This window comes from Actinocorallia herbida, assembly GCF_003751225.1.
Lineage (GTDB): Bacteria > Actinomycetota > Actinomycetes > Streptosporangiales > Streptosporangiaceae > Actinocorallia > Actinocorallia herbida.
The window spans coordinates 371242-388685 of the sequence record NZ_RJKE01000001.1; the positions used below are offsets into that span (position 1 = coordinate 371242).

A 17444-nucleotide genomic window follows, 5' to 3' on the forward strand; every position below is an offset into this window, starting at 1 on the left:
CGATGCCGGTGCCTCAGCCCCTTGTGCCCAGGCTTGTGGATGGGCGATCCTGCGGACATCCGACCGCGACTCGCCGACGTCCGGCGCAGCGTCGCATCGGCATGCAAATTCTGTGCCAGGGTAGCCATCCGACCCGAACGAGCGACCTATGAAATGATTGAGCGCGGCGTTGAGCCGATCGTGCCTTACCCCGGCGCTGCCGCGGCGTGGCACTGCCGATGCCTAACCTGCAATTCGACAGACATCAGCCCCTCGTATGCAAACGTGGTCCTCACCGGCCAGGGAGGCTGTGAGCACTGCGGTGGGCGGAAGAGGGTGCCGGAGCAACAGGCCGTCAGGGAGATGCTTGAAGTCGGTGCGGAACCACTCGCCGCTTATCCTGGTGCGAACGAACGCTGGCGCAGTCGCTGTCTCGCTCTCGACTGTCCCGGTCCCGCCGACCGCATCATCTACCCGCGCCTGGGATGGATACGGCGAGGCGCCCAGGCATGCAAGTGGTGTGCGGGCGTTGCCATTGACGTGCGTGTCGCCCACGACACCATGGTCGCCGTCGGCCTGGCTCCTTTGGAGCCTTACCCTGGCGTGCGCACTCCATGGGCGTGCCGGTGCCTCAATCCCGCATGCCAAGCCGTCGTCCGACCCACTCTGGGAAGCGTTAGAAGCCGAGATACCAGATGTGCGGCATGCGCGGTTTATGGCTTCAAACCCGACAAACCCGCGCTGGTCTACTTCCTCACGCACCCGCGCCTGAACGCCGCTAAGATTGGCATCTGCAACCTCGCCACCGGACGGATCGAACGTCACCAAAGACGCGGCTGGCGACGCTATGAGACCTTGGAATTCCACCACGGAAATGGCGCTGCACAGCTGGAACGAGAAGTAATTGCTGAATGGCGTGCTCAAAGATGGGACCCGGTTCTCGACGAAGGAGAGACCTACGACGGGTGGACTGAGACCGTAGCCCTAACGGATGAACTGACTCCGGACGTACTGTGGAAAAGTGTCCTAGAGCTAAAAATTGTAATTTCGCCAAACCTGTCTTAGTCATTAAGTCCTGCTAGTTCAACGGTTCTGGTGCCGAATGATCTCGCCCCGCTCAAAGCAGATCGATCAATTGCGGTCGGGCTGGAATTTCCGGATTAGTTTAACAGGTAGTTATAAGTTTGCATTGACTCTGGGTGTATCGGGTGGCAAGGCTCTTGATCATTGGCAGGTACACCAGGCTCTTGCTATAGGGATGCCCAGGTCTAAGGGGTACTTTGCTAGCGATCCTTGAGACGGGCCGGTCGGTCCTAGGACTCGGTGACTTGAGAGGCTTCTTAGGGCTTGCAGGGTGCTCAAGGCACGCTCGGCACCCTGCTCGAACTCCGTGCCGACGGGTGGTTCAGGGGGTGAATGTGTCGAAGATTTCTTCTAGGGCGTCAGCGAGGGTGGTGTCTTCTTCGTTGAGGATGGCGGCGTAGCGGGAGGTTACTTCTAGGCTGCCGTGGCCGGCTCGTTGGCGGACTTTTTGAAGGTCGATGCCTTTGGCGATGGCCCAGCTGATGCCGGTGTGGCGGGCGTTGTAGGGGGTGAAGGTGGGCGGGAGGGAGGCTTGGGCTCGGGCGTGGTTCCAGAAGCGGGTCCAGACGGCGGGGGTGAGGAACTCGGTGCCGTCGGTGCGGAAGGGGTTGGCTCGGGTGGAGGTGGTGGGTTGGCGGCGGCGCCAGTCGCGTTGGTAGGCGGCTGCGAAGGAGCGGCATTTGGGGCAGGTGCAGTTCATGCCGTAGCGGGCGCCCGTGGTGCCGTGGTGGTGGATCTTGCCGGTCTTGGTGATGAGGGGAGGGAGGTCGGGGTCTGCGGCCTGGTCGGGAGTGATGAGGCCCTTGTAGGCGAACATCCACTGGGGGAAGAGGAGGGCGTCGTCGGCGATGCTGTACTCGTCGATGTGGTCCTGGAGGGCTGTGCACATCTGCTTGGAGATGGTGAAGCGGCGCCAGTCGCCGTTCTTGGGGTGGGGGTTGGTGATCCAGCCGGCACGGCCGGTGGGGTGGAAGCGGGCGCCTACGCGGACGCTGGAACGGGTGATGGTGAGGAGCTGTTTGCCGAAGTCGAAGTCGCAGGGGCGGAGGCTGATGAGCTCGCAGCGTCGGGCCCAGGTGGTGACGTTCAGGCGGGCGTGGAGGCGGGCCGGAGGGTAGGTGAGGGCTTCCTCCAGGAGGCGCCATTGGTCGTGGCTGGCGACGAGGACCGGCTTGGTGGGAGCGGAGGGGAGGCGGATGCTGCGGACGGGGTTGTTGGAGCGGTAGCCCTCGTTCCAGGCCATCTCGCACATGGCCGAGAGGACCTTGCGGGTGGCGAGGATGGCGCTGTGGGGGACTTCGGCCTGGGGGAGGGTCTTGATGAGGAGGTTGTAGTAGGTCTCGCGGTTGACCTCGCTGACGCGGAGACGGCCGAGGTAGGGGTAGATGTAGAGCTGGGCGACGGAGAAGTAGCCCTGCATGGTCGCGGCGCTGGCTCTGTGGCGGGGGAAGAAGCGGGTCTCGCCGAACTCCAGGAAGGTCATGCGCGCTTTGTCCGCGGGGCTGGTCTCCTGGAGGAGGCTGTGGATGTGCTGCTCTTCCTGCTCGGCGACCTCGTAAGCTCGGCGGTGGTCGTCGTAGGTTCCGGCGGAGCGGTACGGTCCGTCCTTCGTCCGGTACATGCCCGTGTAGCGCGGTTTGCCGTCCTTGTCGGCTCGCTGGATGACGTAGGGCATCGGGCACCTCCTTCACGAAGAAGAGGGCTCCGGCGACCGCCTCGCGGCGGGCGTCGTGTTAGATCGTTTGTTAGACGGACGCATGATCACCGGTTGGCATCCGGTGGTATGCGGCCCCATAAAATGGGCTCTGACCTGCGGTTTCATGACTTCAGTCATACCCCAAGATCGCCGCGGGGCACTTTCGGCGGCACCACGGAGATCATGAAGGAAATCATCGGCCGCAGTCTGGGCGTCTGATGCGGCGCGGGGTGGTCGCTCCCGGTCTCCTTTGGGGTGGGGCCGGGAGCGGGTGGGGCCGGTGGTCGGCGCGGACGTAGGCGTTACGGCATGTGGAGCAGGCCAGGATGTGGTCCCGGGTGACCTGGGTCTGACCCTCCTGCATTCCTCCGCGGATGAACTCCGGGGCCTTTTCGGTGAGGTCCATGCACCCGAAACTGTCTTTCGTGGGGATCGTCGTCTTTTCGCTCATGCCTTTGAGGAGGTGCCCTGCCCTGGGCAGTGGGGCCGGATCATTACTCGCTGTGCGAGAGTGGTTTCATGCCCTTGAGCGCTTATCAACTCAGGACTTCGATCGCCGTGTCCGACATACAGGAGGCTGTCGCGTTCTACGAAGGCAAGCTGGGCCTGGAGGTGCTGGAGTCCGGACCCAGCGCCCGCATCGTTGACGGCAGCCGCGTCTATGGTTCTGGTGGGGGGCCGGCGTTGAATGTGTACCAGTCGGTCACTGCCGGGAAGACCCCGGCGACCTTGGCGACGTGGTACGTCGACGACATCGATCTGATCGTTGACGAGCTCGTCTCGTCCGGTGTCGAGTTCGTCCGCTACGACCAGTTCGAACACGACGCCAAGGGGATCACCGCTCGGGCCGGCGGTGGACGTATCGCGTGGTTCCAGGACCCGGACGGCAATACCTTCGCCCTCGAGGCCGACAGCTGATTCCCTGCGGCGGGACGCGGTGTCGCGGGTGGCAGGCGCTCGGGACCACCGTCTCCGCGTGAACGCCGACGCTCACCGCTCCGCGCGACGGGTCCGGGCGTCCACTGGGCTGCGGCGCGGAACGTCTCGGTCGTCAGCCTAAGGAGGGAAGACCCTCGTTCGGTGGCCGCGGTCATACGCCGCTGGCCACCGGGCGGCCGGGGAACCGGCGGTTCGGGTGGAGAGGGGTGGGGTCGTCAGCGGTTTGGGCGTCAGGTCGGTTCGGTGAGGACCTCGTGGAGTTTGCGGGCGAAGGCTTCTGGCCGGCCTGAGTGGCCGTGGTCGCCGCCGATGAAGCCGCCGTGGTGGCTGGGGAACACGGTCGGCTGCCGGCCTAGAAGGTCGGCGGTGGCCAGGGAGGTGCGGCCGGTGAGGAGGGGGAGGGATTCCTCGCCGACGGCGATGATGATCCGGGTCGGGGCGGCCAAAAGTCGTGCCGCGTTCGGGTGGTAGTCGCTGACGGGCCAGGAGAGGTCGGACAGGAGCGGGTCGCCTCGGGAGCCGTCGTCTTCGGTCGGCAGGCCGAACTGGGCGGGGTCCGGTGCGGGCTGGGTGAAGTAGTCGTCGGTGAACTCGCCCTGCCATGACGTCATCGCGATGAAGGCCGCCATTCCGGCGCCCCATCCGCGGGCCTGGTAGACGTCTCGAACGGCGGCTCTGGCGCGTGCGGCGAGCCGGGCGTCGGGGAGCACCGACAGGAGTGGCGGCTCGTGTGCGACGAGGGTGGTCACGTCGGTGGGGTGGGCGGTCACCAGGGCGAGTGCGGTGACCGCGCCGCCGCTGCTGGCGAAGAGCTCGACCGGGCCCGCGCCCAGAGTCTCGATGAGGGCGTGCACGTCTTCGGCCTGGGTCTGGGGCGTGTGGTCGGCGCGGCCGTCCTTGCGCGTGCTGCGGCCCAGCCCTCGCGGGTCGTAGGTGATCACGGTGCGCTCGGTGAAGTGGGACACCAGAGCGCCGAACCCGCCGGCGTCCATCGGCTGGCCGATCATGACGACCGGTGGGCGCCCATCCGGGGTCGGCAGCGGGCCATGGACGTCGTAGACGAGGTCGACCTCGGGCAGCCGCAGAACCTGTGTGCTCATCCCACCATCGTGACCGCCACCAGTGACAAAAGCGCGATGAGGCGTTCCTCCAGCCAGGCGCTACGCCGGGGGAGGGCCGTTGTGTGGCTGCTCGAGAAGGTGAGGAACGACAACGGTCCGGCGCGATGCACGCGCCGGACCGTTGTGATCAGTAGCGGGGACAGGATTTGAACCTGCGACCTCTGGGTTATGAGCCCAGCGAGCTACCGAGCTGCTCCACCCCGCGTCGGTAAGTACAACTCTACCGTTGATCTGACGTCCTCGCGCCCGGTCGGCGCCGCGATGCGTGCCTGGCGGGGTTCCGGGAGGGGAGCGGCGGTCGGCAGCCCCGCGCGCCGTAGGCGATGGGTGTTCACCTCATCACCTAAAGTCACCTGCGCGGCGCCATCGGGGATGTGGCGCGGCACGTCGATTCTCCGGGGGATGACATGACCGAGACGATTTCGCCCGCGGCGAGCCTCGCCGAGCGGATCGAATGGCTGATCGTGAACTCCTGGCCGGACGAGGTCCCGCAGAAGGAGACCAATGTGGAGATCGCGGAGGCGGTCGTGGCCGGGACGGGGGTGGAGATGTCGGGGACGACCGTCTGGAAGCTGCGCACCGGACGCCAGGAGAATCCGCAGTTCAGGACGCTCACGGCACTCGCCGTCTTCTTCGGCGTGCCGATCGGCTACTTCGGCTTCCCCGGTGAGGCAGCGCCGATCGACGACGACCTGACCCACCGGGCGCTCCTGCGCGAACTCCGCGCTGGAGCGATCCGTCCGGACGTGCTCCGGGCCCTCATCGGACTTTCCCCCGGCACGCGCCACCTGCTCGACGAGATCGTCCTCGCCGCGGCGGCCGCGGACCGGAGAGGCAGAGCCTGAGAGCCGCCCGCTGGACGACGGCGTCGCGGACGACCCGATCGGCTTCGGGCACCGGCCGTTCGGCCACGGCCGTGCCGCACGGTGCGGGGGAGTCCCGCCCGCTCCCGCCTCCTGGCGGGAGCGGGCCCGGTTCCGTGGCGCCCGCCGACCGGCTGCGCGGAGGTGTCAGTAGCGGCTGCGCCAGCGGTCGCCGCTTTCTGGCCTGCCGGACGGCTCGGCGAAGTAGAACGCGACGATCAGGACGGGCAGCAGGATGGCGGGCACGGCGAAGAAAGCGATATTGAGGAGGGAGCCGGACACGATGTCCTTCTCTCGTGAGTCGAGGGCGGAATGAGTGGCTTCGTGTCTATTGTGCGAGACCTGAAGGGGTGGGCCATGGTGTGCTCGGACACGGTGCGCGGCGCCCTCGGCCGGGCGGTCGGCGGCTGCGCGCGCCCGGCATGCGGGGTGACCTGGCATGTCTCGCGGCCCGTGCGGCGGCCGCCCGGGAGAACGCGAGGCACGGGACCCCGGCGGTGTAACGAAAGCCACGCGGTGGGGGAAGGGGAGCGGTGATGGCCGGGAGCTCAGGAGAGCAGTGGCGGGTCGAGTTCGACGCGAACGTGGTCTTCAGCAACGGCGGAGGGCTGCGGGCCCGGGAGTTCCGGCTGGACATCCCCGGGGCGGACATCGCCGATGCGGAGGCCGGTGAGCTGTTCGTCCGCCATCTGGGACTGCTCATGGTCGGCGAGGTGAAGATCTCCAACAAGCGCCTGATCCGGGAGCCGCACAAGGGGTCGCGCGGCGTGCCGGTCGCGGGAGGCGGGCGCGACGTCGTCGAGCTGCCGGAGGCGGTCATGACATACGCCGGTGCCGTACCGCGGCTCAGCGCGCTGGTGGATCTGCCCGTGACGCTGGTGCGCACCCTCGGAGCGGGCTCCGGCGAGATCGGACGATCCCAGCTCGCCCCGTTCGAGGTGACGGGCACCGCGGTCGTCCTCCACAGCGGGGGCGGCGCCGGCCTGGGCGAGGACGCGGCGGCCTGGCTCGCCGACCGCGCCCCCGCGGTCGTCGTCACCGACGGCGGAGGGCCGGCGAACGGCCTCCTGACGTCCGCGGGCATCCCCGTCGTCTCCGCCGCGACCGGCCTCGCGGACCTGCCCGCGACCGGCACCCGCCTCCACGTGGTGCCCCTGGACCCCGCGCGGAATCCCTGCCCCGTCCGCGCCTACGCGGTGGCCGCGTCCTAGAAGGCGGCACGACGATCTCGCCAAGCCTTGCGTTTCCCGGATCCGACCCTGGTCCCGGACGGGTAGGCCGAAGGTATGGAGGGCTTGGAGAGGATCAGTCTTCCTGGCCGGGTCGCCGGCCCGGACGAGGGCATCGGCGCGGACGAGCTCGCGCTGGCGGCACGGAACCACGGCATGCCCCTGGAAGCCCTGCGCTACGACGTCACCCCCGCGGGCCTGCATTACCTGCTGATCCATTACGACATCCCTTATGGCCTCCCGGAGGAGTGGCGGTTGGAGGTCGATGGCCCGCGAGGACCCGTCTCCTTCGATCTTGGGACGCTGCGAAGGTTCCCGGTCGAGACCGTCCGGGTCACGATGGAGTGCGCGGGCAACGGTCGCGCTCGCCTGCGCCCCCGCCCGGTCAGCCAGCCGTGGCTGCTCGAGGCGGTCGGCACGGCGGACTGGACGGGAGTGCCCCTGCGCCTTGTCCTGGACGAGGCAGGGCTCACCGATCCGACGACCGAACTCGTGTTCACCGGAGCGGATCACGGGCTGGAGCGGGGCGTCGAGCAGGACTACGAGCGCAGCCTCCCGTTCGCGGAGGCCACCCGCCCGGAAGTCCTCCTCGCCTACGAGATGAACGGGTTGCCCTTGCCGCCCCAGCACGGCGGCCCGCTCCGCCTGATCGTCCCCGGCTGGTACGGCATGGCCCACGTGAAATGGCTCCGCCGCATCCGTCCCGTCGAGCCCCCCTTCGACGGATTCCAGCAGACCGTCGCCTACCGGCTGCGCCAAGAACCGGACGAGGAGGGAGTCCCCGTGACCCGGATCCAGCCCCGGGCTCTGCTGGAACCCCCCGGATTTCCGGACTTCATGTCCCGGACCCGCCTCGTCCGCCCTGGCCCGCTGACGCTGCGCGGCCGCGCCTGGTCGGGCCGCTCCCCGCTCGTCCGCGTCGAGGTGAGCACCGACGACGGCACCACATGGCACGACGCGGCCCTCACCCCCGAGGACTCCGCGCACCCCTGGGCCTGGCGCTCCTGGACGTTCCCCTGGACCGCACCCCCAGGCGACCACGTCCTCGCCGTCCGAGCCTCCGACACCTCTGGTCCCCAGCCGCCTTCCCCGCCCTGGAACCTGGGCGGCTTCGCCAACAACACCGCCCACCGGGTCTCCGTGATCTGCCTTCCTTCCTGACGGAACGTCCCCTCCGACGTCCCCGAGACCCGCCGGCCGATTCCCAGTACCGTTCTGGTGAAAAGGACGTGTAAGGGGTGATCGGGGTGCCGGGGACGTCAGCGGTCGGACGCGAGGGCGTACTGACGATCGGGACCCGCGGGAGCGCCGGACCGGGTGAGGTCCTGCTGAAGATCCGCGGCGGGACCGAGACGTTCCTCGCCTGGTCGGAGGAGCCGCTGCCGACCGGGACGAAGGTTCTCGTCTTTAATTCGCGCGGAGGCAGAACCGTTGACGTCATGGAATGGTCTGACCCATTGGACGGACTCTGATCCGTCCGAGCGGTTCACCCCTCCGAGTCCCGGGTTCGCCCCGAGGAAGGACGTCTGAATGTTCGGTTGGCGAGTCCCCCTGCCCGACGAGGCGATGCTGATCTCCGGCGGCAAGACCTCGGAGAAGTACAGCGCTCCGTTCCGCGTGATCATCGGACACGGGGCCTTCGTCGTCCCGGTGTTCCGCAAGGTCGAGTTCATGTCGCTGTCGATGCACGAGGCGGAGGTCGCCGACACCTGCGTGACCCGCCAGGGCATCTCGCTGAAGGTCAAGGCGATCATCGCCTTCAAGGTCGGCAACGACCTGGAGAGCATCGTCAACGCCGGTCAGCGCTTCCTGTCCGACCAGGCGCAGATGGCGGTGCTCACCGGCCGGATCTTCTCCGGGCACCTGCGGGCGATCGTCGGGTCGATGACCGTCGAGGAGATCGTCACGGAGCGGCAGAAGCTCGCGATCGCCGTCCTCGACACCGCCACCCCCGAGATGGCCAAGATCGGGCTGGTGATCGACTCGCTCCAGATCCAGTCGATCGACGACATGGGCGCGGGCTATATCGACGCGATGGCCGCCCCGCACGTCGCGGCGATCCAGCGGCAGGCGCAGATCGCGCAGGCGCAGGCCGCGCAGCAGTCGGCCGAGGCCGCCCAGGAGTCGGAGCGCAACCAGGCCGAGTACGCGCGGCAGACCGCGATCGTCAAGGCCCAGTACAAGGCGGAGGTGGACCGGGCCCAGGCCGAGTCCGCCCAGGCCGGCCCGCTGGCGCTCGCCAACGCCCAGCAGGAGGTGCTGATGGCCCAGACCGAGCTGGCCCAGCGCGCCGCCGAGCTGCGCCAGCAGGAGCTGGTCAGCGAGATCGTCCGCCCGGCCGAGGCCGACGCGGAGCGGATTCGGATCCTCGCCGAGGCCGAGGCCGAGCGCATGCGCATCCAGGCCGCCGCCGCCGCGTCCCACGACCGCGTCGCCCTCGACCGGATGCTGATCGAGCAGCTCCCCCTGATCGTGGAGAAGGCCGCCGCGGGCCTGGAGCGCGCGAACGTCAACATCCTCAACGGCGCGGACGGCCTCAGCGAGGTCGCCGCCGGCCTCGTCGGCCAGGGCCTCGCCATCCTGGAGACCGTCAAGAAGGGCATCGACAAGGACGACAAGCCCCAGCTCCCCGCCTGACCCCGGCCCGATCCCGTGGAAGGGGCCGCCCCCTTCCACGGGCCGGATGCCGCGGACGGCTTCGAGCTCAAGGCTCCAGTCGGTCGGGCCGCGGAAGAGGAAGGCTAGGCGATTCCGGCTTCATCGGACATCGCGTCGGCAGGGAGGAACTGCGCGTACTTCTCGCGAAGATACGCCAGGCCCGAGTCGTGGGTCGTCTCGTAGTCGAGGGAGTTCTGGACGAACTTGAGGCGGTGCTGGGCTTCGGAGATCAGCTCGCTCCACTGCTTCACGACGATCCGGTAGGTGCCGGTGTCCTGGACGACCCCGAAGGGAAGCTGCGGCTGCCTGCGCTGTTCGTCGACGGTGCGTGTGGTCTCGTTGCCGACAAGCCAGAAATCCCACTTCACGTTGGGCTGCGCGAAGGACTCGTCGTTGACGATCGCACTGGCGTAGGAACGCAGCTGGCTCACGTCCTCGTCGTCCAGGCGATGTTTCGGCCTTTTGAGTTCGACGACCAGCTGCTCGAAGGAGTCGGCATTAATCTGTAGCCGACGGCCCAGGACGAGATCCGGGATGGCGTCGGATCCGTCTTCCAGGCGCACTTCTCGGAGCTCGGCGAGTTCGACGTCCTGGCCCAGCTTCGCCAGAAATCTTCTGAGGACCTTCGTCAGTCTCTCGTCATCGCCGGTAAGGCTCCATTCTTCGCCGAAGATCCACGTCTCATGCGCGAGGATCCGGTGCAGCTGGCGCCGCTCGAGCAGTCTTTTCCTGATCTGCCGATCGAACAGGATGGTGTTGAGACCGCTCAAGAACTCCATGCGTGAGCCGATCTCGTGGCCGGTCTGAATGAGTTGGGCGAGCGTGGTGTGCTTCAGAAGCCTCGTCAGCTCCTCAAGACGCGCCTTGGAGAGACGGGCGACGTCACCGAGGATGGGAAGCAGGGATTCCGGATCGCTCTCAAAGGTCTCTTTGAGCAGCCGGAGCGACAGGGCTTTGGAACGACTGCTTTTGCTCTCGTCCACGGTGCGTGACGCAGCGAGCGCGATGACGTTGAAGGTATCGCGGGTCGCAGCCTCCGTCGGAGTCGTCGGCTCATGCCTGTACGGCCATACGCCCTCGTCGCGCCATCGTTGGACGGTGGCCGCTTCACGGAGGCGAACGCGCTCTCCGAGGTACTCGCGCAGCGCATCGCGGGCCGCTGCGATGAGACGTCCTCGCGCAGTATCGGTGTCATCCTCCAGCCCGATCGGATCGTCGGCGGTGAAGCCGTCCCATTTGAGGTACGCGGTGAACTCCAGCCCCGGTGCTTGGACGCGTGGGTCTACCTCGTAGACGACGCGATCAGCGGAATCGCACAGGAAGATCGCGCGATTGACATTCTGGAGATCCCACTCGATTACGGTCAGCGTAGCGTCGTTCTGCCAGACGTCAGGCTGGCTGAGTGTCAGCACTCGCCGATTATCCTCTACGGTGCCCGGGTCCAGATCGGTGCCGAGGAAGCGGACGCCGAAGTCCTTGAAACGATCGATATGCAGAGCGAACTCGGTCAGGATCGACTGGCGCAGCCCCTGGGGTTCTTCAAATTCTGATGCGGCATCATCGGAGATCTAAGTAATCGTCACAGTGGTGCCGGTTTCTTCACTCTCGGCGGGACCGGCGTTGATGTCGAAACTGTCAAGAGAAGTGCGCCGGCCATCGATGTGAACGGTGGCAAAGCCTCCCTGCACCTGCTCGGCGGTCGAGACCCACTGGACAAGGTTGCCAAGGGAGAAGGCGGCGAAGCGGCCACGGCCATGCCGTCCGTGAACGGGGCGCCCTGCAGGGCTCTGCGTCCCGGAGACCAGCTTCCAGCTATCGCCGACACGGGAGAACGCACGCTCGGCGCGCTCCAGGTTCATGCCGTTGCCATTGTCCGAGACGACGATCTCCTCGAGGCCGCCGAGATCGTTGTAGTCACAGGCGATGGTGACCGTCGTGGCATCCTCGTCGAAGGCGTTCCAGATCAGTTCGGCCAGGCCGACCGAGGGTTTGCGGACGTACCCCTCAAGGATGGACTGCCCCGCCTGGACCTTCGCTGCGGTCATGGACGCCATCGTTTCACGCACCGTCAACGGACGTGGCGAGAGAACCACTTTGTCCCAGTTGTCCCAAAGTTCTGTCAGTGGAGAGCGTCGGCCACCGAGCGTGGCGTTCGGTCAGAAGGTTTCATGGCTCCAGTCGGTGAGGGCCGCGGAAGAGGAAGGTCGTCTCGCGGATGGAGGGGAGGCCGAGCAGGAGCATGAGGAGGCGGGCGAGGCCGAGCCCCAGGCCGCCGTGGGGCGGGGTGCCGTAGCGGAAGCAGTCGAGGTAGCCGCGGAGCGGCTCCAAGGCCATGCCCTTCTCGCGGGCCTGAGCGACGAGGACTTCGTGGCGGTGCTCGCGTTGGGCGCCGGTGGTGATCTCGACGCCTTTCCAGAGCAGGTCGAAGCTCTCGGTGACGCTCGGGTCGTCGTCGGGGCGCAGGTGGTAGAAGGGCCGGGCGGAGGCGGGGTAGCGGGTGACGAAGACGAACTCGTGCCCGGTCTCGGCGGCGATCAGTGCGGACAGGGCCCGTTCGCCTTCGGGGTCCAAGTCGTCTTTGCCGCCTTCGGGGTCCCAGCCCGCCGCGCGCAGCCGGGTCAGCGCGTCGGCCATCGTGATGCGCGGGAAAGGCAGCTCGGGGACAGCCGCGGTGACGCCGAAGTGCTCCTCGATCTCAACGCCGTGGCGGCGGTGGACCTCGATGAGGACGTGGTGGAGCAGGCGTTCCTCGACGGCCATGACGTCCTCGACGGAGTCGATCCAGGCCAGCTCAAGGTCGACGCCGGTGAACTCGGTGGAGTGCCGTGCGGTGAAGGACGGTTCCGCACGGAAGACCGGCCCGATCTCGAAGACCCGGTCGATGCCGCCGGCGATGGCCATCTGCTTGTAGAACTGCGGGGATTGGGCGAGGTAGGCGGTGCGGTCGAAGTAGCCGACTTCGAAGACCTCCGCGCCGGATTCCGAGGCCGTCGCCATCAGCTTGGGCGTGTGCAGCTCGGTGAAGCCCTCGGCTTCCGCGATCTCCCGCATCGCGCGCTCCACGGTGGTCTGCACCTGGAACACCAGCTGCTGGGAGGGGCGCCGCAAGTCGAGGAACCGCCAGTCCAGGCGCTGGTCGAGGTTGGTGTGCTCGTCGATCGGCAGCGGCGCCTCCGCCGCGGCGACGATCTCGACGCGCTCGGGAACGATCTCCAGCCCGCTGAGCTTCACCTTGTCGTTCGCGACGACCTTGCCGGTGATCCGGACCGCCGATTCGACGGTCGCGCCCTCGAAGGCCGCCTCGACGACGCCCCCGTCCCGCACATGCGTGACCTGTACGAGCCCGGTGTGGTCGCGGACGATGACGAACTGGATGCGGCGCTGAAGCCGGAGGGCCTGGATCCATCCGCAGACGGTCACCGACTCGTCCGGATGGTGCGAAAGGTCGCGGATCAGGGTGCGCGACATCGGCAACTCCCTTGGTTGCTGGCGCGTTGTTCGCGCCGGTGAGCAGGGCGGTAGACGGCCGCCTGCGAGGACGGGCCACAGCGTAGCCGACCCGTGGCCGAGAGGCACCGCGATTTCGGGGGTGTCAGGCCAGACTGAAGACGCCGGAGAACACCGGGAGGCCGCGGGCTTCGATGATCTTCTGGAAGCCGACATGGACGTTGACCAGCCCGTCGAGGTCGTACTGGAACGGAATGTCCTGCTGCTTGACTACGAACGGGGTGAGCACCGTCGGTGAGGGAACTACGCCGAGCGCGGCGATGGTTTCCAGGCCGCGCAGGGTGTCTGCGGCGGGTTCGATGCCCGCTAGCAGGCAGCTCCCGACCTGCTGGTGCCCGAAAACGTCGACGGCGTCGGTGAACACGGTCACGTAGTCGCCGAACGTCAGGGTTCCCTTGTAGCCGTGGACGTAGCGGCGCCGATAGTCGTCGTTCACGATCTCCACCCCGCTGTTGAAGCGACTCACCCCGGCCGCCTTCAGAGCGTGGAGATAGTCGAGACGGTAGGAGGACTCACCTCGGAGGGCTTCGGGGATGACCTGGGAGACGTAGATGCCCTGGGAGTAGCCGATCGAGCGGAGTTCAGCGGCCAGTCGGCAGTGCCGTTCCAGCTCGAGTCCGGTGTTCTTGATGCTGCCGGTGCACAGCCAGACGATGTCGTACTTGGTCAGGAAGTCCTCGGCGCAGTCGCGTACGTAGGCGAGGCAGGCGTCGAAGTTGGCCGAGTAGCAGGCCGGGCTGCTACCCCGAAGGGCGAGGATCTCCCATTCGGACTCCTTGAAACAGAAGTCGCAGGAGTACGCGCAGTAGGTGTGGTAGTCGAAGACGAAGCTGCGCACGCCGTTCTCACGTAGGAGACCGAAGTTGTACATGCCGGTCGGAGCCCTGCCTTCATCGATGAGCTGACAGCAGGCGACATCACGGTCCTTCTCGTTGATCCGGGCCGTCAGGCGCGTCCCGTCGAACCGGAAAGGGGACCGCTGGTCGACTCGGACCGTCACCTTCTTGCAGAAGCCGGGTGCCGAGATCTCGATCTCGATCCGTGGGATCACCTGGCCGAGCATGGGAAGGCGGATATCCGTAGTGGTGAGCTGGACTCCGTCGCGGAGCACGCCCAGGCGCAGCAGTTCCGGAACGCTCACCAGGTCAGCGCTGGGGACCGTCAGATCGATGAGCTTCGAAGGTGCGGTGGATGAGGGCATCTCAGCCACCTTTCGCAGAGATGAGGCGTGCTGCGTTCCCAGCGGCGACGGCGTTGGCGTCGGAGATCGGCAGTGGCCGAAGCGGCCTCGTCCAAGAAGAGGCGGGACAGGCTGGAGTACCGGGATGCGGATAGTCGGTGGCCAGCATCGATCGACGGCGCAGCCATCCCGGCGTGGCGGCCAGGTCTTCACCGAGGCCGACGGAGAAGAAGATCCTGTCGGCGTCTGTGAAGTAGTCACTCGGCGGATGCTCCGGCAGATCCGAGGACCGGTTGCTGCGCAGGGTCTCCCACGATTCGCGGGCTCGGTCGAGCCATGCCGGCAGCCAGCCCGCGCCGCACTCGTGGAAGGCAAAGCGCAGACGCGGAAACCGGTCCAGGACGCGGTCATCGAGAAGCGCGGCGAGCAGAAGCTGCCCGGGAAGCACCTCGTTCACGTGGTTGTAGAACGCCCCGGCACCGGCGGTGCGCAGATCCGTCGGCGACGCGGTCGGCAGTAGATGCGGGATCGCGACCTTGTGGAGGTGAACCACGAACTCAAAGTCTTGGGCGGCCGCGAAGAACGCGTCGACGCCGCGCAGGCTCTGTCCGACGCCCATGGGAAGCATGACGTGCCGGAAACCCACCTCGGCCAAGTGCGTCAGGTCCGCGCTGACGGAGTCCGTGTGAGCGATCTGGGCCACGGGGATCAATCGGCCCGTTGAATCGGCGGCCATGTCGCGAACCCAGCGGTTGTAGGCATCGAAGTGCGCCACTGCGTACGGGCTGACGGGATCTGCTTCCCGAGGCCAGATGAGCCCCAGGCTCGGGAACAGGAACGTCGCGTCGATCCCGGACTTGTCCAGCCACTCCAGCCGGGCGGGCCCCTGCCACGACGCGACGGTGCAGGACTCCTCGTAGGAGGCGAAGTGCGGCCTGCAAGGGAGATGATTCCAATCGGGAATCTTCTGCCCCTCCCTGGGCACCACACCCCCGAGACGGCGGATCAACCGCGACGGAGCACCGTCAATGAGCAGCTTGTCACCATCATTCGCGTCCCTGAGGACGCGCAGGCCCCGGTCCCGGAAGGCCGGATCCAGGTAGTCACGCCAGAGCCAGAGCGGCTCCATCACATGACCGTCGGCGTCGATGACCCTTTCGACTTCCCACATGAACCCTCCTGCCGAACACGTGTGCCATATCTGCCGGACTGAGCCTCGCGCTTGGGCACGAGCCAGATCCAGCATCATGCAGAGATATGCAGCAGGATCAGTGCAGGCTTCGGAGTGCGGACTGGATCAGTGCGCGGGCGTCGGCGCCGTGCACGGCGGCCGCGGTCAGGGCGGCGAAGGCCCGCTCGTAGACCGCTATCTCCGAGGGCTGGGTGATGGTCACTTCGGCGGTGAGCAGTTCGGTGATGACGCGTTCGGAGTCGTAGATCCAGAAGCCGTTCAGTGGCCACATGCCCTCGCGGGGAGCGGTCGCGGGGACGATGCTGAGCGAGATGTTCGGTCGGGCCATCACCGTCAGGAGGTGGCCGAGTTGGGTCGCCATGGTCGCCGCGCCGCCATAGCGAGTGACCAGGGCTTGCTCCTCGATGACCACGGCGAAGGTCCTGCCCAGGTCGTCCAGGACCTTTCGACGTTCCATCCGTGCTTCGACCGCTTCGACGAGGTCGTCGGGGATCCGGTTGAACGAGATCACCGACCGAAGGACGGCCTCGGCGTAGGCGGGTACCTGGAACAGGCCGGGCAGCAGGCCGGGCTCGTAGACGCGGAACCGGGTGATCCGCTCCCACAGCGGGAGGTAGGACTCCTGTACTTGGCGGAGCCCGGTGCGCTGCCTGCGTTTCCACTCCACGTACGCCGACGACACCGTCCGCGCCACCGCGATCAGGTCTTCGGCCTCGTCCTGGGCGCCGCACAGCCGGCACCACACGCGGATGTCCTCGACTGATGGGGAGGTGATGGTGTGCTCGAGCTTCGACACCTTCGTCTGGTGCCAGCCCGCCGCCCGGGCCAGACCCGTGGCGGACAGCCCAGCCCGGACGCGCAGGTCGCGAAGCCGGTCGGCCAGCGCTTGACGGGCCTGCTGCACCCCGGACTTCGGCGAGGGGCGAGGTACAGGAGGCATAAGGCGGTGATCAGAGAGCGAAGTCCGCGTGGTCCACGGCCCGCTCCCACACGGCTTCGAACGCCTCCGCACAGAACTTCACGAGGGCCGCATCGTCGCTGAGCTGGGACGCCTTCGGCCGCCCGTCGCCGTCGAACAGATTGAACATGACCCGCGTGGAGTCGACCATCCACAGGTCGTTGCCCGGCAGCCGCAGGTCTGTGGCCTGATCACGGGGCAGCCACCGGACGTCCTCGCCGCACTCCAGATTCCGGTACCCCCAGGCGTGCAGGAACCGGTGGTACTCGCCCACCGGCGTCGAGACGATGCGGGCACGCCTCATCCGCACACCACGAGCCGTGGTCTCCGCCGTCAGATCCCAGTAGGCGTCCTCGTCACGAGGCAGCCTGCGCGGCCGTCCGCCGTCCGCCCAGGCGCGCCAGACGGCGTCCTCGTAGTCGACGGCGTAGACGTCCCGCAGCTCCAGGTGGAGCAGCTCGGACTTCGCCGACCGGAACAGTTCCGCGAACGTCCGGAGGTCGGCGACCGGCCTAAGCTCCAGACCCACCCAGCGCCTCCAGCTCCTCGATCGCCCGACGCAGCACCGGGATCATCCTCTCAGGAATCCGGAGCACGCTCTCATGACCCGGCACCGGATAGAAGATCCGCTCCACCTCGGCCACTGTTGCCTCATCCGCAGTCCACGACTGGAGCACCAGCTCCCTCCGCACCGGATCGACGAACGCGGTGGGCGACTGCCCCTGACCGCTGTCGGGATCCGTCCCGATGAACTTTAGAGCCACCACGACCTCCACAGGTCGGTTGAATGCAGAACTATGCACTAAGTAGCCCGCGTGCACTCCGACAAACGGCCGTGGCCAAGGGCGGACAGTACGTGCCGCGCTGCGGACACCAACGGCCTCGCGCACGACGCGAGGCATAGGCCGCCAGGATCGGTCGAGATGATCCGGGCCTCTGCGGTCTACCCCGTTTCTCCGGGGCCTGCCGGGCAAGGGCAGGCAGCCCTCCGGCGGAGACGGTGGCATCGAGTGACGTTTTCACCGGTGCCCGCTCCCGG

Annotated in this window: 16 protein-coding genes and 1 tRNA gene; 5 read left to right on the forward strand and 12 right to left on the reverse strand. The window is 67.1% G+C overall.

Annotated features, from left to right (window positions below; all coding sequences use genetic code 11):
- Window positions 1-1384: 1384 nt before the first annotated feature.
- The gene (locus EDD29_RS01985) at window positions 1385-2737 is read right to left on the reverse strand and encodes a tyrosine-type recombinase/integrase (protein WP_123661883.1); all 1353 of its coding nucleotides are present in this window, start codon (window positions 2735-2737) and stop codon (window positions 1385-1387) included.
- A 540-nt stretch (window positions 2738-3277) separates the two neighbouring features.
- Here EDD29_RS01985 and EDD29_RS01990 point away from each other — a divergent pair.
- Window positions 3278-3676 carry a VOC family protein gene (locus EDD29_RS01990; protein WP_123670212.1) on the forward strand — a complete coding sequence of 133 codons (399 nt, stop codon included), beginning with the start codon at window positions 3278-3280 and terminating at the stop codon, window positions 3674-3676.
- A gap of 251 nt (window positions 3677-3927) precedes the next feature.
- Here the strand turns inward: EDD29_RS01990 and EDD29_RS01995 are convergent, their stop codons facing one another.
- Window positions 3928-4797: an alpha/beta fold hydrolase gene (locus EDD29_RS01995; protein ID WP_123661884.1), complete on the reverse strand. Its 870-nt coding sequence runs from the start codon at window positions 4795-4797 to the stop codon at window positions 3928-3930.
- Window positions 4798-4949: 152 nt separating this feature from the next.
- Window positions 4950-5023, reverse strand: a tRNA-Met gene (locus EDD29_RS02000).
- A gap of 202 nt (window positions 5024-5225) precedes the next feature.
- Here EDD29_RS02000 and EDD29_RS02005 point away from each other — a divergent pair.
- Window positions 5226-5663, forward strand: a complete 438-nt coding sequence (locus tag EDD29_RS02005) for an XRE family transcriptional regulator (protein ID WP_123661885.1) — start codon at window positions 5226-5228, stop codon at window positions 5661-5663.
- A 165-nt stretch (window positions 5664-5828) separates the two neighbouring features.
- Here EDD29_RS02005 and EDD29_RS47545 read toward each other — a convergent pair whose 3' ends face one another.
- A complete protein-coding gene (locus EDD29_RS47545; protein ID WP_281280833.1) occupies window positions 5829-5963 on the reverse strand; it encodes a hypothetical protein in 135 nt (44 codons plus the stop codon).
- A 254-nt stretch (window positions 5964-6217) separates the two neighbouring features.
- On the opposite strand from EDD29_RS47545, the gene EDD29_RS02010 reads away from it, so the two are divergent.
- The 3 genes from EDD29_RS02010 to EDD29_RS02025 all read left to right on the forward strand — a co-directional run bounded on the left by EDD29_RS02010 (window position 6218) and on the right by EDD29_RS02025 (window position 9547).
- A complete protein-coding gene (locus tag EDD29_RS02010) occupies window positions 6218-6892 on the forward strand; it encodes a cyclase family protein (protein WP_123661886.1) in 675 nt (224 codons plus the stop codon).
- Between the two features lie 84 nt (window positions 6893-6976).
- Entirely contained in the window at window positions 6977-8071 is a 1095-nt protein-coding gene (locus EDD29_RS02015; protein WP_211359521.1) for a sulfite oxidase, read from the forward strand.
- A 369-nt stretch (window positions 8072-8440) separates the two neighbouring features.
- Window positions 8441-9547 carry an SPFH domain-containing protein gene (locus tag EDD29_RS02025; RefSeq protein WP_123661888.1) on the forward strand — a complete coding sequence of 369 codons (1107 nt, stop codon included), beginning with the start codon at window positions 8441-8443 and terminating at the stop codon, window positions 9545-9547.
- Between the two features lie 104 nt (window positions 9548-9651).
- Here the strand turns inward: EDD29_RS02025 and EDD29_RS02030 are convergent, their stop codons facing one another.
- The 8 genes from EDD29_RS02030 to EDD29_RS02070 all read right to left on the reverse strand — a co-directional run bounded on the left by EDD29_RS02030 (window position 9652) and on the right by EDD29_RS02070 (window position 17181).
- The gene (locus tag EDD29_RS02030; protein WP_148085849.1) at window positions 9652-10980 is read right to left on the reverse strand and encodes a hypothetical protein; all 1329 of its coding nucleotides are present in this window, start codon (window positions 10978-10980) and stop codon (window positions 9652-9654) included.
- A 156-nt stretch (window positions 10981-11136) separates the two neighbouring features.
- Window positions 11137-11613 carry an ATP-binding protein gene (locus tag EDD29_RS02040; RefSeq protein WP_170201257.1) on the reverse strand — a complete coding sequence of 159 codons (477 nt, stop codon included), beginning with the start codon at window positions 11611-11613 and terminating at the stop codon, window positions 11137-11139.
- Between the two features lie 121 nt (window positions 11614-11734).
- Complete coding sequence (aspS, locus tag EDD29_RS02045) at window positions 11735-13036, reverse strand: aspartate--tRNA(Asn) ligase (RefSeq protein ID WP_123661892.1); 1302 nt, start codon at window positions 13034-13036, stop codon at window positions 11735-11737.
- A 124-nt stretch (window positions 13037-13160) separates the two neighbouring features.
- Window positions 13161-14276, reverse strand: a complete 1116-nt coding sequence (locus tag EDD29_RS02050) for a hypothetical protein (protein ID WP_123661893.1) — start codon at window positions 14274-14276, stop codon at window positions 13161-13163.
- Between the two features lies 1 nt (window position 14277).
- Window positions 14278-15426 carry an amidohydrolase family protein gene (locus EDD29_RS02055; protein WP_170201258.1) on the reverse strand — a complete coding sequence of 383 codons (1149 nt, stop codon included), beginning with the start codon at window positions 15424-15426 and terminating at the stop codon, window positions 14278-14280.
- A 97-nt stretch (window positions 15427-15523) separates the two neighbouring features.
- Complete coding sequence (locus EDD29_RS02060) at window positions 15524-16387, reverse strand: helix-turn-helix domain-containing protein (RefSeq protein ID WP_123661895.1); 864 nt, start codon at window positions 16385-16387, stop codon at window positions 15524-15526.
- Window positions 16388-16397: 10 nt separating this feature from the next.
- Window positions 16398-16934: a DUF6879 family protein gene (locus EDD29_RS02065; RefSeq protein WP_211359522.1), complete on the reverse strand. Its 537-nt coding sequence runs from the start codon at window positions 16932-16934 to the stop codon at window positions 16398-16400.
- On the reverse strand, window positions 16918-17181 hold the full coding sequence (locus EDD29_RS02070; RefSeq protein WP_211359523.1) for a hypothetical protein: 264 nt from the start codon (window positions 17179-17181) through the stop codon (window positions 16918-16920). The genes EDD29_RS02065 and EDD29_RS02070 overlap by 17 nt, the downstream gene beginning before the upstream one ends.
- Window positions 17182-17444: the final 263 nt, after the last annotated feature.

Coding starts and splice junctions, on each gene's coding strand:
- EDD29_RS01985 (WP_123661883.1), bottom strand. CDS start 2,737: ATGCCCTACGTCATCCAGCGAGCCGACAAGGACGGCAAACCGCGCTAC.
- EDD29_RS01990 (WP_123670212.1), top strand. CDS start 3,278: ATGCCCTTGAGCGCTTATCAACTCAGGACTTCGATCGCCGTGTCCGAC.
- EDD29_RS01995 (WP_123661884.1), bottom strand. CDS start 4,797: ATGAGCACACAGGTTCTGCGGCTGCCCGAGGTCGACCTCGTCTACGAC.
- EDD29_RS02005 (WP_123661885.1), top strand. CDS start 5,226: ATGACCGAGACGATTTCGCCCGCGGCGAGCCTCGCCGAGCGGATCGAA.
- EDD29_RS02010 (WP_123661886.1), top strand. CDS start 6,218: ATGGCCGGGAGCTCAGGAGAGCAGTGGCGGGTCGAGTTCGACGCGAAC.
- EDD29_RS02025 (WP_123661888.1), top strand. CDS start 8,441: ATGTTCGGTTGGCGAGTCCCCCTGCCCGACGAGGCGATGCTGATCTCC.
- EDD29_RS02040 (WP_170201257.1), bottom strand. CDS start 11,613: ATGACCGCAGCGAAGGTCCAGGCGGGGCAGTCCATCCTTGAGGGGTAC.
- aspS (WP_123661892.1), bottom strand. CDS start 13,036: ATGTCGCGCACCCTGATCCGCGACCTTTCGCACCATCCGGACGAGTCG.
- EDD29_RS02050 (WP_123661893.1), bottom strand. CDS start 14,276: ATGCCCTCATCCACCGCACCTTCGAAGCTCATCGATCTGACGGTCCCC.
- EDD29_RS02055 (WP_170201258.1), bottom strand. CDS start 15,426: ATGTGGGAAGTCGAAAGGGTCATCGACGCCGACGGTCATGTGATGGAG.
- EDD29_RS02060 (WP_123661895.1), bottom strand. CDS start 16,387: ATGCCTCCTGTACCTCGCCCCTCGCCGAAGTCCGGGGTGCAGCAGGCC.